Here is a 12,594-nt window from a genome sequence, read left to right as displayed (position 1 = left end):
GGCGCGCGTGACTGCGACACCGCGTGAGGACGGGCCCGGCGGCGACGGGCGGCCGGACGGCGGCGGACAGGGACGGCCGGTCAGCGGCCGGGCGGACGCGGGACGGCCGGACACCGGACGCGCCGCCACCGGACGCGCCGCCACCGGACGCGCCGACGCGGCCGCCGGCCCGTGGCCCGGACCGCCCCGCGTCGACCCCGGCCGTGTCGACCCCGGGGTGCTGGGCGCCCTGCTCGCCCGCCACGGCTGGGTGCGCCGCGGCGGCCCGGCCGACCGCTACGGCCGCTGGACGCCGCCCGGCGGCGAGGCGTCCGGCCTCAGCCTGCTGGTCCCGGCCGGACGGGCCTTCGACGACGCCGACGAGCTGCTCGCCGAGGCCCTCGCCGCACTGGTCCGCTCCCCGCTGCCGTCCGCCCGGTCCGTGCTGCTGGCCCTCGACGTGCCCGGCGACGAGGTCCGCTGGGAGCGGGAGGCGCCCGGCGCGGACGGCGCGGTGCCCTGGGAGGCCGAGGACGCGCTGCGCGCCGCCGCCGCGGCCATGCTGCGGGCCGCGGCCAAGGCGGCGCACACCCGGGCGGCCTTCTTCGGCGCCCGGCTCGACGGGCACGCCGCCGCCTTCCTGCGGCAGGTGCTGGTGGCGGGGCCCGGCAGCGGCGCCGGCCGGCTCACCGCCCACGTGCCCGCGCCGGAGGGCCGCGGTGCCACCACCGTGCTGGTCCGCTCCCTGGAGGCGCTGCGCGACGCGGTCGACTACCGCCGGGCCACCGGGCGGCCCGAGGCCTTCGACGGGTCGGTGGGCGCCGGGGTGAGCCGGGAGCTGGCGGCCTCGGTGGCGCAGCTGGTCCGGGGGAGCGAGGGGGCTCAGGTCGCCCTCGCCTGGTCCCCGGCGGCCGGTACGCCGCGCGGGTTCACCGACCGGCGGCCGCCCGTGGAGTTCTCGCCCGGCGACCTGCCGGCCCTGGAGGAGGCGGTGGAGCGGCTGGAGCGGGCCGAGCTCGCGGTCGAGGTCCGGATCACCGGCGCGGTGGTGCGGCTGGGGCGGCCGCGGCCGGACGGCGCCGGGGCGGTGCGGCTGCGGGTGCTGGCCGGGGCGGACGTCGCGGAGGTCCGCGTCCGGCTGGAGGAGGAGGAGTACCGCACCGCCGTGCGGGCGCACCTGGCGGGCGTCCCGCTGCGGCTCGGCGGCCGTCTGGAGCCCGGCAGCGGGTTCCGGCGGCTGGTCCGCCCCCGCGGCGTCGAACCCTGCGAGCTCGACGACGCCGAGCGCGACCGCCTCCTCAAGGCGCTGCGGGACCGCCCCGAGGAGGACGCTCCGTAATTCTCGGTACCATCGACACCGCAGCCGTAGGCTGCTCCGAAAGCATTCCGCGAGTTCCGCGAGTCAGGAGAGACCGGTGTCGGACGTCCGTGTGACCATCAACCGCGAACCCGATCGGGAAGAGCGCGTGGTGACCACGGGCACTACCGCCGCCGAGCTGTTCGCCGGCGACCGCGCCGTCGTCGCCGCCCGCGTGAACGGCGCCCTGCGCGACCTCGCCCACGTGCTCGCCGACGGCGACGAGGTGGAGCCCGTCGCCGTCACCAGCGAGGACGGCCTGGCGATCCTGCGCCACTCCACCGCCCACGTCATGGCCCAGGCCGTGCAGGAGCTCTTCCCCGAGGCCAAGCTCGGCATCGGCCCGCCGATCAAGGACGGCTTCTACTACGACTTCGACGTCGAGAAGCCCTTCCACCCCGACGACCTCAAGGCCGTCGAGAAGAAGATGCAGGAGATCGTCAAGCGCGGCCAGCGCTTCTCCCGCCGCGCGGTGACCGACGAGGCCGCTCGCGAGGAGCTGGCCGCCGAGCCGTACAAGCTGGAGCTGATCGGCCTCAAGGGCTCCGCCGCCGAGGCCGCCGACGGCGCCTCCGCCGAGGTCGGCGCGGGCGAGCTGACCATCTACGACAACCTGGACGCGAAGACCGGGGAGCTGTGCTGGAAGGACCTCTGCCGCGGTCCCCACCTGCCCACCACCCGCCTCATCCCCGCGTTCAAGCTGATGCGCAGCGCCGCCGCCTACTGGCGCGGCAGCGAGAAGAACAAGCAGCTCCAGCGGATCTACGGCACCGCCTGGCCGTCGAAGGACGAGCTCAAGGCCCACCTGGACTTCCTCGCCGAGGCGGAGAAGCGCGACCACCGCAAGCTCGGCGCCGAGCTGGACCTGTTCTCCTTCCCCGACGAGCTCGGCCCCGGCCTGGCGGTCTTCCACCCCAAGGGCGGTGTGATCCGCAAGGCCATGGAGGACTACTCGCGCAGGCAGCACGAGACCGCGGGCTACGAGTTCGTCAACACCCCGCACCTCTCCAAGGAGCACCTCTTCGAGATCTCCGGGCACCTGCCGCACTACGCGGACGGCATGTTCCCGGCCATCCGGTTCGACGAGCAGAACTACCGCCTCAAGGCGATGAACTGCCCGATGCACAACCTGATCTTCAAGTCGCGCGGACGCTCCTACCGCGAACTGCCGCTGCGGCTGTTCGAGTTCGGGACGGTCTACCGGTACGAGAAGTCGGGCGTGGTGCACGGCCTGACCCGCTCCCGCGGCTTCACCCAGGACGACTCGCACATCTACTGCACCAAGGAGCAGATGCCGCAGGAGCTCGACACGCTCCTGACCTTCGTGCTCGACCTGCTGCGCGACTACGGCCTGACCGAGTTCGAGCTGGAGCTGTCCACCCGCGACGACTCCGACAAGTTCATCGGCACGGACGAGGACTGGGAGGAGGCCACCGAGGCCCTGCGCCAGGCCGCGGAGAAGCAGGGCCTGCCGCTCACCCCCGACCCGGGCGGCGCGGCGTACTACGGTCCGAAGATCTCCGTGCAGGTCAAGGACGCCATCGGCCGCTCCTGGCAGATGTCGACCATCCAGGTCGACTTCAACCAGCCCAAGCGCTTCGACCTGGAGTACACCGCGGCGGACGGGTCCCGTCAGCAGCCCGTCATGATCCACCGGGCGCTCTTCGGCTCGATCGAGCGCTTCTTCGGCGTGCTGCTGGAGCACTACGCCGGCGCCATGCCGCCGTGGCTCGCCCCCGTCGCCGTGGTCGGCATCCCGATCACCGACGAGCACGTCCCGTACCTCCAGGAGGTCGCGGCGAAGCTGCGCGCCGAGGGCGTCCGCGTCGAGGTGGACGCCTCCGACGACCGCATGCAGAAGAAGATCCGCAACGCGCAGAAGGCCAAGGCGCCCTTCATGCTGCTGGCCGGCAACGACGACGTCGAGGCCGGGGCCGTCTCCTTCCGCTACCGCAGCGGCGAGCAGAAGAACGGCGTCCCGGTGGACGAGGCCGTCGCCGAGATCGTGAAGGCCGTCCGGGACCGCGTCCAGGTCTGAGCCGGCGGTCGCAGCGCCCGCGGGGCGGCTCCCTTCGGGGAGCCGCCCCGCGGCGCCTATGCTGATCCGCATGACGAGCGAGCCGGAGCTGCAGGACGGGGTCGGGGAGCCGGACGGCTTCCAGCGTCTGTGGACCCCCCACCGAATGGCGTACATCAAGGGCGAGAACAAGCCCACCGGCCCCGGCCAGGACGAGGGCTGCCCGTTCTGCGGCATCCCCGCCCTGAGCGACGAGGACGGGCTGGTCGTCGCCCGCGGCGAGCGCGTGTACGCGGTGCTCAACCTGTACCCGTACAACGGCGGCCACCTCATGGTCGTCCCGTACCGGCACGTCGCCGACTACACCGGCCTCGACGACGCCGAGACCGCCGAGCTGGGCGCCCTCACCAAGCAGGCGATGACCGCGCTGCGCGCCGCCTCCGGCGCCCACGGCTTCAACATCGGCATGAACCAGGGCGCGGCCGCCGGGGCCGGCATCGCCGCCCACCTGCACCAGCACGTGGTGCCGCGCTGGGGCGGCGACACCAACTTCATGCCCATCGTCGGCCACACCAGGGTGCTGCCGCAGCTGCTGGCCGACACCCGCAAGATGCTGGCGGAGGCCTGGCCGGCGGCCTGATCCGCCTCCCGCGCACGGTGGGGGCCGGGACCCTGCAGGGTCCCGGCCCCCACCGTGCGCGCCCCGTGCGCGGGGCGGCCCGCCTCAGGCGTCGTAGACGTCGGCCTTGAAGGGCCGCACGCCCTCCGCCTCGGCCCCCGGCAGCAGCGAGTGCGCCTTGGCGAACTTCTCCACATCCACGTCGTGCTCGGCCAGGAACTCGTCGATCACGGTGCGCACCGTCCGCACGATCGGGGTCGCGGCCCGGATCGCGTCGTCCGCCATGAAGCGGTGCGTCCACATCCGGTCCACCCACGCCGAGCGCAGGCCGAACGGCTCCGGCAGCACCAGCCGGCCCCCGAGCCAGTCCCGGACCACCGGCGTCCACATCAGCGGCGCCCGCACGGCCAGGCGCACCACCTCGTCGCCGTCCACCACCGGCAGGTGGCGCTTCTCCTCCTTCCACGGCCGGCCGGGCCGGGTGAAGGTGACCTCCTTGGGCGAGGGCTTGGTGGTGAACAGGCCGGCGATCGGGCCCAGCGCGTGCCCGGTGACCTCCACCCGCAGGTAGTCGTGGAGCACGGTGACGGTCAGCATCAGCGACACCACCAGCTGGCCCTTCCAGAGCACGAAGTGGGTGCCCTGGTAGTGCCGGGGCTCGGCGCCGAACTTCTGCGCGTTGCAGAGGTTCTGCACCGCGAAGTCCCGCATCCGCTGCCCGTCCATGGTCTCGACGTCCCCGGGCCGGGCGATCTCGTCCGCGCCCTCGCCGACCGGCCGCACCGCCCACTGCTCCAGCCGCGGCGCCGGCATGCCGCCCGCCGCGACCTCGCTGCGCTCCAGCGCGCCCAGCCGCTCGTTGATCCTGCGGACCAGGTCCCACGGCCGGAAGGAGTGGATGTCGGCGGCGCCCTCCCGCGGCGCCAGCGGGCCGGTGAGGTGCCAGGCGCCCCAGCGCCCGCCGAGGCCGAGGATCCCCTTGGTGCCCGCGTAGTGCAGCACGTTGGTCTCCTGCTCGGCGGCCAGCCTGTCCAGCTGGTCCCGCAGGTCCACGGCCTTCGCGTCCTTGTCGTCCCGGGGGACGATCTTCGGCAGCATGGGGCCCATCGCGCTGCCCTCGACCAGCGCCGTCCACTGCGCCCGCATCTGCTCCGCGCTGCGCAGGCAGATCCGCTTCGCGGCGTACCAGCCGACGACCGGCGCCACCATCATCACCCGCAGGTACAGGGCGGCCATGCCGCTCGCGGGCGGCTTCAGCACGAAGAGGACGCCCAGCACCGTCAGGGCGGCGAAGACCACGCTGCCGTACAGGCCCGCGCGGTCCGGCGCCGCCTTCCGCAGCACCGCCCGCAGCTGGAAGGCGAGCAGCCACAGCAGCGCCCCCGGCAGGAACAGCACGCCCGTGAGCAGCGTGACCAGGGACAGCTGCCGGTCGCGCCGGTTGCGCAGCTCCTGCGCCTCCAGGCAGTGCTCCACGACCATCCGGGCGTCGGTGCCGAAGGACGGCACCAGCGGTTTGCGGCCGCTGCCCAGCGTCCGGGCGATGACCGCCTCGGTGAAGGCCTCGCCGAGGTTGGCCCGGAAGAGCGCGAAGCGCGGCGGCTTCGGCTTCACGTCCGGCCGCAGCCTCACGAGGTCGTCGAGCGGCCCGTCGCGGTACGCGGCCGAGGCCAGCGCCTGGGTGACCGCGGTCTGGGGGCCCGTGTCGAACCGGGGTATCTGTGCCCCGGGGGTCATGTCGAGCGTGGTCACGCGGCCTCCCCCTCCTCCCCTGTCAGCGGCAGGCTACCGCGCCCCGCTCCGCTGCGGCGATGGTCTTCTGACCAGGCGTCACCGGCCCGGCGCGCGGTTCACCGGTCCGGATGGTTCTGCCCCTCCGCGCCCCCCGCCATGCGCCCCGTCCCCCCTCGGTGGGATCCGTCGGCGCGCGGCGGGGGCGCACGGTCGGGCCCGTGGGGCAGGATCGGGCCATGGCCACACGACCGGTTCTCGTCTACGACGGCGACTGCGCCTTCTGCTCCCGCTGCGTCGGGCTCGCGGCGCGGCTTCCCGCGGACCCCGCCGCCCGGGGCTGGGACGCCGTCCCCTTCCGCACCGCCGACCTGGCGGGACTGGACGCCCGCTGCGGCGGCCTGGGGCTGGTCACCGCCCGGCGCGCCGGGCGCGAGGTGCTCTGGGTGACCCCCGGCGGGCAGGTGTACGGCGGCGCGCAGGCCGTCGCCCGGCTGCTGATGCGTGCCGGGGGCGTGTGGACCGTGCCGGGCGCCCTGGTCACGCTCCCTCCGGTGCGCTGGGCCGCGGCGGGCGTGTACCGGCTGGTCGCCCGCCACCGCCACCGGATGCCCGGCGGCACGGCCGCCTGCGCCCTGCCGCCCCGCACGACCTGAGGCCCCGCCCGGCCCCGGCAGGACCGGGGCCCCGCACGGCCCGGGGCCCGAACGGCCCGGGGCCCGAACGGCCCGGGACCTCGAACGGCCGGTTGCCCGGCCCGGCCTGGTCCGCGGCCCGTCCGCCCGCCCGTCCGCCCATCCGGCCCCTGCGCCCTGCCGTCCCACGGCAGGCCGCACGCCCCGGGCCGGCACCCCGGCGGGGGAGCCGGCCCGGGGCGGCGGGCGGCCTCAGCGCCCGGCCGGCTGCGCCTCCCGCTCCTGCTCCCGCATCCGTGCCGCCACCTGCGGCGGCATGGGCTCGTGGCGGGCGTACTCCCGGGAGAACCGCCCGGTGCCGTGCGAGAGCGACCGCAGGTCCACCGCGTACCGGCTGATCTCCACCTCCGGCACCTCCGCCCGGACCAGGGTCAGCCGGCCCGACGGCACCGGCTCGGTGCCCAGCACCCGGCCGCGCCGCGCCGACAGGTCGCTCATGACCGTGCCCACGTAGTCGTCCGGCACCAGCACCCGCACCTCGGAGACCGGCTCCAGCAGGTGGATCACGGCCTGCGCGGCCGCCTCCCGCAGGGCCAGCGCGCCCGCGGTCTGGAAGGCGGCGTCGGAGGAGTCCACCGAGTGCGCCTTGCCGTCCACCAGCGTCACCCGGACGTCCACCACGGGGTGGCCGGAGGCGACGCCCTTCGCCAGCTGCGTACGGATCCCCTTCTCCACGGAGGGGATGAACTGCCGGGGCACCGCCCCGCCCACCACCCGGTCGACGAACTCGAAGCCGCCCCCGGTGGGCAGCGGCTCCACCTCGATCTCGCAGATCGCGAACTGGCCGTGCCCGCCGGACTGCTTGACGTGCCGCCCGCGCGCCGAGGCGGCCGAGCCGAACGTCTCCCGCAGCGGCACCCGGTACGGCACCGGGTCCACCTGCACCCCGTAGCGGGTGCGCAGCCGCTCCAGCAGCACGTCGGCGTGGGCCTCGCCCATGCACCACAGCACCAGCTGCCGCGTGTCGGGGTTCTGCTCCAGCCGCAGCGTCGGGTCCTCGGCGACCAGCCGGGCCAGGCCCTGCGAGAGCTTGTCCTCGTCGGCCTTGCTGTGGGCCTCCACCGCGACCGGCAGCAGCGGGTCGGGCATCTCCCACGCCTCCATGAGCAGCGGCTGCTCCTTCGCCGAGAGGGTGTCGCCCGTCTCGGCCCGGCCCAGCCGCGCGACGCAGACGATGTCCCCGGCGATGCCCTTGGGCGCCGGGTGCTGGTGCTTGCCGAACGGCGTGGACAGCGCGCCGACCCGCTCGTCCACGTCGTGGTCCTCGTGGCCGCGGTCGGCGAGGCCGTGTCCGGAGACGTGGACGGCCGCGTCCGGCCGCAGCGTCCCGGAGAAGACCCGGACCAGGCTCAGCCGGCCCACGTACGGGTCGCCGCTGGTCTTGACCACCTCGGCCGCGAGGGGCCCCTCGGGGTCGCAGGCCAGGGCGGGCCGCGGCCGGCCGTCGGGCGTGGTGACCGGCGGCGCCTCGCGCTCGGCGGGGGAGGGGAAGCCGGCCGTGACCAGCTCCAGCAGCTCCACCGTGCCGATGCCCTGCTTCGAGCCCTCGACGGGCGGCGCCGCCGCCAGCACCGGGTGGAAGGAGCCGCGGGCGACGGCCCGCTCCAGGTCCTCCACGAGGGTCTTCACGTCGATCGCCTCGCCGCCGAGGTAGCGGTCCATGAGGGTCTCGTCCTCGCTCTCGGCGATGATCCCCTCGATGAGCCGGCCGCGCGCCTCCTCCAGGGCGGGCCGCAGCACCGGGTCCGGCGCGCGCTCCTCGCGGACGCCCGAGGAGTAGTCGAGGACGCGCTCGGTCAGCAGGCCGACCAGGCCGCAGACCGGCGGCTCCCCGTCGTGGCCCGGGGCGCCGCCGTGCAGCGGCAGGTACAGGGGGAGGACCGCGTCGGGGTCCTCGCCGCCGAAGGCCTCCCGGCACGCCTCCACCACCTGGTCGAAGTCGGCGCGGGCGGTGTCCAGCTTGGTCACCACCACGGCGCGCGGCATCGACACCGCGGCGCACTCGTCCCACAGCATCCGGGTGGCGCCGTCCACGCCGTCGGCGGCGGAGACGACGAACAGGGCCGCGTCGGCGGCCCGCAGGCCCGCCCGCAGCTCGCCGACGAAGTCCGCGTAGCCGGGCGTGTCCAGCAGGTTGACCTTGACGCCGTCCCACTCCAGGGGGATCAGCGAGAGCTGCACCGACCGCTGCTGGCGGTGCTCGATGTCGTCGTGGTCCGAGACGGTGGTGCCGTCCTGCACCCGTCCGGCCCGGTTGACCGCGCCGGCGGCCAGCGCCAGCGACTCGGCCAGGGTGGTCTTGCCCGCACCGCTGTGGCCGACCAGCACCACGTTCCGCAGCTGTGTGGGGCGGTCGGCCGCCGGCGCCCTTCCGGCGGCTCCTGATGGGTGGGATCCCTTGTCGGCCATGTGCCTGCTCCTCCCACTGCGCGTCCTTCGAGCTTTCCACCGTGTTCGCCCCCGGTCCATACGGGAGCGGCCGCCGCTGCTCCGACGGGGGGTGCCCGGGCCGCGTGCGCGCCCCGCGCGGCTACCATGGGCCAGCCGCAGAACCGAACGAGATCGGAGCCGTCGGAAAGGCCATGCTCAACAAATACGCGCGTGCCTTCTTCACGCGCGTCCTCACGCCGTTCGCGTCGATGCTGCTGCGCGCCGGGATCAGCCCCGACGCGGTCACCCTCATCGGCACCGCGGGCTCCGTGGCGGGCGCGTTGGCCTTCTTCCCCAGGGGCGAGTTCTTCTGGGGCACCATCGTGATCACGCTCTTCATCTTCAGCGACCTGGTGGACGGCAACATGGCCCGCCAGGCCGGCCGGTCCAGCCGGTGGGGCGCCTTCCTCGACTCCACCCTCGACCGGGTCGCCGACTCGGCGATCTTCGGCGGCATCGCCCTGTGGTACGCGGGCAAGGGCGACAACCTGCTGCTCTGCGCGGTGGCGGTCTTCTGCCTGGCCTGCGGCCAGGTGGTCTCGTACACCAAGGCGCGGGCGGAGTCCCTGGGCCTGCCGTGCGACGTCTCCGGACTGGTCGAGCGGGCCGAGCGGCTGGTGGTCACCCTGGTCGCCGCCGGCCTGGCCGGGCTCCACGGCTTCGGCGTGCCGTACGTCGAGTGGCTGCTGCCGGTCGCCCTCTGGCTGATCGCCGCGGGCAGCCTCGTCACCGTCCTCCAGCGGATGCTCACCGTGCGCCGCGAGGCCGCCGAGGCGGAGGCCGGGGCCGCCGCCGGCGGTACCGAGGCCCGGGAGGCGGGGGTATGAGGGAGCGGCTCGCCGACTCGGCGTACGCGCTCGGCTGGTCCGCCGTGCGGCGCCTGCCCGAACCCGCCGCGACGGCGCTCTTCCGGCGGATCGCCGACACGGCGTGGCGGCAGCGCGGCAAGGGCGTGCAGCGGCTGGAGGCCAACCTGCGCCGGGTCCGCCCGGACGCGGGCGAGGCGGAGATCCGCGACCTGTCGCGCGCCGGGATGCGCTCCTACCTGCGGTACTGGCAGGAGTCCTTCCGGCTGCCGGCGTGGGACGCCGACCGGATCGCCCGCTCCTTCGCCCCGGAGGGCCACGAGCGGATCGGCCACCACCTCGCCGAGGGGCGCGGCGTGGTCCTCGCCCTGCCGCACATGGGCAACTGGGACCTGGCCGGCGCATGGCTCGTCTCCCACCTGGGCCACCGCTTCACCACCGTCGCCGAGCGGCTGAGGCCCGAGTCGCTCTTCGACCGCTTCGTCGCCTACCGCGAGGGCCTCGGCATGGAGGTGCTGCCGCTGACCGGCGGCTCCGTCTCCGTCGTCGGCACCCTCGCCAAGCGGCTGCGCGCCGGCGGGCTGGTCTGCCTGGTCGGGGACCGGGACCTCTCCGCCAACGGCGTCGAGGTCGACTTCCTCGGCGAGCGGGCCCGGGTGCCCGCCGGTCCGGCCGCGCTGGCCGTGCAGACCGGTGCGGCGCTGCTGCCGGTCACCCTCTGGTACGACGGGACGCCCGTGATGAAGGGGATTGTGCACCCCGAGGTCCCGGTGCCGGCCGAGGGCTCGCGCCGCGAGAGGTCGGCCGCCATGACCCGGGCCCTCGCCGCGGTGTGGGCCGAGGGCGTCCGCAGCCACCCCGAGGACTGGCACATGCTCCAGCGCTTCTGGCTCGCCGACCTGCCGGCCGCCCGCGCCTTTGCGCAGGACCCCGTCGGGGAGCCCTCCGGGGCCCCCGCCGAGACCCCCGCCGGGGCCTCCGCCGGGCAGGACCCCTCCGCGCAGGACTCCTCCGCGCAGGACACCTCCGCGCAGGACACCTCCGGACCGGCCGCCGCCGGCCGGGGCGAGGCGGCCGCCCGGTGAGGATCGGCATCGTCTGCCCCTACTCCTGGGACGTCCCCGGCGGCGTCCAGTTCCACGTCAGGGACCTCGCCGACCACCTGCTGCGGCTCGGCCACGACGTCTCCGTACTGGCCCCCGCCGACGACGACACCCCCCTGCCGCCGTACGTCGTCTCCGCGGGCCGTGCCGTGCCGGTGCCCTACAACGGCTCGGTGGCGCGGCTCAACTTCGGCTTCCTCTCCGCCGCCCGGGTGCGGCGCTGGCTGCACGAGGGCCGCTTCGACGTGCTCCACATCCACGAGCCGGCCTCGCCGAGCCTCTCCCTGCTGGCCTGCTGGTCCGCCAACGGGCCCATCGTCGCGACCTTCCACACCTCAAACCCCCGCTCCCGCGCCATGACCGCGGCGTACCCGATCCTGCAGCCGGCCCTGGAGAAGATCCGGGCCCGGATCGCGGTCAGCGAGTACGCCCGCCGCACCCTCGTGGAGCACCTGGGCGGCGACGCGGTCGTGATCCCCAACGGCGTGGACGTCTCCTTCTTCGCCGACGCCGAGCCGGACCCCCGCTGGACCGGCGGCGCCGCGGACGGCGGGCCGGCCGTCATCGGCTTCATCGGCCGCATCAACGAGTCCCGCAAGGGCCTGCCGACGCTCCTCGCGGCCATGCCCGCGATCCTCGCCGCCCGCCCCGGGACGCGCCTGCTGGTGGCCGGGCGCGGCGACGAGGAGGAGGCGCTGGAGGGCGTGTCCGAGGAGGTCCGCCGCCAGGTGGAGTTCCTGGGCATGGTCAGCGACGAGGAGAAGGCCCGGCTGCTGCGCAGCGTCGACCTGTACGTCGCGCCCAACACCGGCGGCGAGTCGTTCGGCATCATCCTGGTCGAGGCCATGTCGGCGGGTGCACCCGTGCTGGCCAGCGACCTCGACGCGTTCCGCCAGGTGCTCGACGGCGGCGGCGCGGGCGAGCTGTTCCCGGTGGAGGACGCGGAGGCGCTCGCCGCCGCCGCCGTCCGGCTGCTGGGCGACCCCGCGCGGCTGGCCGCCCTGCGCGAGGCGGCCTCCCGCCACGTGCGGCGCTTCGACTGGGAGACGGTCGGCGCCGACGTCCTCGCCGTGTACGAGACGGTGGCGGCGGGCGCCGCGGCCGTCGAGGAGGACGAGCGGACCGGCTGGCTCGGCCGCCTCGGCCTGGCCCGCGACTGAGCGGACCCCGGCCGGGGCCCGTCCCGCACGGGCCCCGGCCGGGGGAGGCCCCGCCGGCCGGTACCCTGATCCGCCGTGACCACATGGATCTGGGCCCTCGCCGCCGTCGTCGCCGTCGGCCTCTACCTCAGCTGGACGGCGGGCCGGCTGGACCGGCTGCACGCCCGGATCGACGCCGCCCGCGCGGCCCTGGACGCGCAGCTGCTGCGCCGCGCCTCGGTCTCCCAGGAGCTCGCCACCTCGACGCTGCTGGACCCGGCGGCCTCCATCGTCCTCCACCAGGCCGCGCACGCCGCCCTCCAGGCGGACGAGGACCACCGCGAGGTGGCCGAGAGCGAGCTGAGCCAGGCGCTGCGGGCGGTCTTCGCCGAGCCCGAGCAGGCGCTGGCGCTGCGCGCGGCGCCGGGCGGCGACGAGGCGCTCCACGACCTCACCGCGGCGGTCCGCCGGGTGCCGATGGCCCGCCGATTCCACAACGACGCGGTGCGGGCGGCGCGGGCGGTGCGCCGGCACCGCATCGTCCGCTACCTGCGGCTGGCGGGGCACGCGCCGTTCCCGATGGCGTTCGAGATGGACGACGAGGCACCGGCCTCGCTCACCCCCGAGGGCGCCCCGCAGTAGGCCCCCAGCAGGCCCCGCAGCAGGTCCCGCAGCAGGTCCAGCAGCAGGTCCCCCACAGGCCCGGCGGGTGCCGCGG

The 12,594-nt window shown here is 75.4% G+C and carries 10 protein-coding genes; 8 read left to right on the top strand and 2 right to left on the bottom strand.

Going from position 1 to position 12,594, the window contains the following annotated elements; genetic code table 11:
* Positions 1-7 precede the first annotated feature (7 nt).
* From LO771_RS02145 to LO771_RS02135, 3 genes are all read left to right on the top strand, one after another.
* Positions 8-1,318, top strand: a complete 1,311-nt coding sequence (locus LO771_RS02145) for a hypothetical protein (protein WP_230647739.1) — start codon at positions 8-10, stop codon at positions 1,316-1,318.
* 76 nt (positions 1,319-1,394) lie between these two features.
* A complete protein-coding gene (gene thrS, locus LO771_RS02140) occupies positions 1,395-3,374 on the top strand; it encodes a threonine--tRNA ligase (protein WP_230647737.1) in 1,980 nt (659 codons plus the stop codon).
* Positions 3,375-3,432: 58 nt separating this feature from the next.
* On the top strand, positions 3,433-3,993 hold the full coding sequence (locus LO771_RS02135; RefSeq protein WP_230647735.1) for an HIT domain-containing protein: 561 nt from the start codon (positions 3,433-3,435) through the stop codon (positions 3,991-3,993).
* Between the two features lie 84 nt (positions 3,994-4,077).
* On the opposite strand, the gene LO771_RS02130 is transcribed toward LO771_RS02135, so the two are convergent.
* Complete coding sequence (locus LO771_RS02130; protein WP_230647733.1) at positions 4,078-5,724, bottom strand: hypothetical protein; 1,647 nt, start codon at positions 5,722-5,724, stop codon at positions 4,078-4,080.
* Between the two features lie 218 nt (positions 5,725-5,942).
* Between LO771_RS02130 and LO771_RS02125 the strand changes: the two genes are divergently transcribed.
* Positions 5,943-6,359 (top strand): thiol-disulfide oxidoreductase DCC family protein, encoded by a 417-nt coding sequence (locus tag LO771_RS02125; protein WP_230647731.1) that lies wholly within the window; start codon positions 5,943-5,945, stop codon positions 6,357-6,359.
* A 231-nt stretch (positions 6,360-6,590) separates the two neighbouring features.
* Here LO771_RS02125 and LO771_RS02120 read toward each other — a convergent pair whose 3' ends face one another.
* Positions 6,591-8,807 carry an elongation factor G-like protein EF-G2 gene (locus tag LO771_RS02120; RefSeq protein WP_230647729.1) on the bottom strand — a complete coding sequence of 739 codons (2,217 nt, stop codon included), beginning with the start codon at positions 8,805-8,807 and terminating at the stop codon, positions 6,591-6,593.
* Between the two features lie 173 nt (positions 8,808-8,980).
* Between LO771_RS02120 and pgsA the strand changes: the two genes are divergently transcribed.
* From pgsA to LO771_RS02100, 4 genes are all read left to right on the top strand, one after another.
* The gene (gene pgsA, locus LO771_RS02115; RefSeq protein ID WP_230647727.1) at positions 8,981-9,655 is read left to right on the top strand and encodes a phosphatidylinositol phosphate synthase; all 675 of its coding nucleotides are present in this window, start codon (positions 8,981-8,983) and stop codon (positions 9,653-9,655) included.
* Positions 9,652-10,719 (top strand): phosphatidylinositol mannoside acyltransferase, encoded by a 1,068-nt coding sequence (locus tag LO771_RS02110; protein WP_230647725.1) that lies wholly within the window; start codon positions 9,652-9,654, stop codon positions 10,717-10,719. Before pgsA ends, LO771_RS02110 begins: the two co-directional genes overlap by 4 nt.
* The gene (locus LO771_RS02105) at positions 10,716-11,897 is read left to right on the top strand and encodes a glycosyltransferase family 4 protein (protein WP_230647723.1); all 1,182 of its coding nucleotides are present in this window, start codon (positions 10,716-10,718) and stop codon (positions 11,895-11,897) included. Before LO771_RS02110 ends, LO771_RS02105 begins: the two co-directional genes overlap by 4 nt.
* Positions 11,898-11,972: 75 nt before the next feature.
* Entirely contained in the window at positions 11,973-12,518 is a 546-nt protein-coding gene (locus tag LO771_RS02100; protein WP_230647718.1) for a hypothetical protein, read from the top strand.
* Positions 12,519-12,594: the final 76 nt, after the last annotated feature.

Origin of the sequence: Streptacidiphilus sp. ASG 303 (assembly GCF_020991365.1) — a bacterium.
In the GTDB taxonomy this organism is placed as follows: Bacteria; Actinomycetota; Actinomycetes; order Streptomycetales; family Streptomycetaceae; genus Peterkaempfera.
Note: the sequence above shows the minus strand (reverse complement) of the source record. Positions and strands in the feature narration are given on the sequence as shown.

Coding starts and splice junctions, on each gene's coding strand:
- LO771_RS02135 (WP_230647735.1), top strand. CDS start 3,433: ATGCTGATCCGCATGACGAGCGAGCCGGAGCTGCAGGACGGGGTCGGG.
- LO771_RS02110 (WP_230647725.1), top strand. CDS start 9,652: ATGAGGGAGCGGCTCGCCGACTCGGCGTACGCGCTCGGCTGGTCCGCC.
- LO771_RS02125 (WP_230647731.1), top strand. CDS start 5,943: ATGGCCACACGACCGGTTCTCGTCTACGACGGCGACTGCGCCTTCTGC.
- pgsA (WP_230647727.1), top strand. CDS start 8,981: ATGCTCAACAAATACGCGCGTGCCTTCTTCACGCGCGTCCTCACGCCG.
- LO771_RS02120 (WP_230647729.1), bottom strand. CDS start 8,807: ATGGCCGACAAGGGATCCCACCCATCAGGAGCCGCCGGAAGGGCGCCG.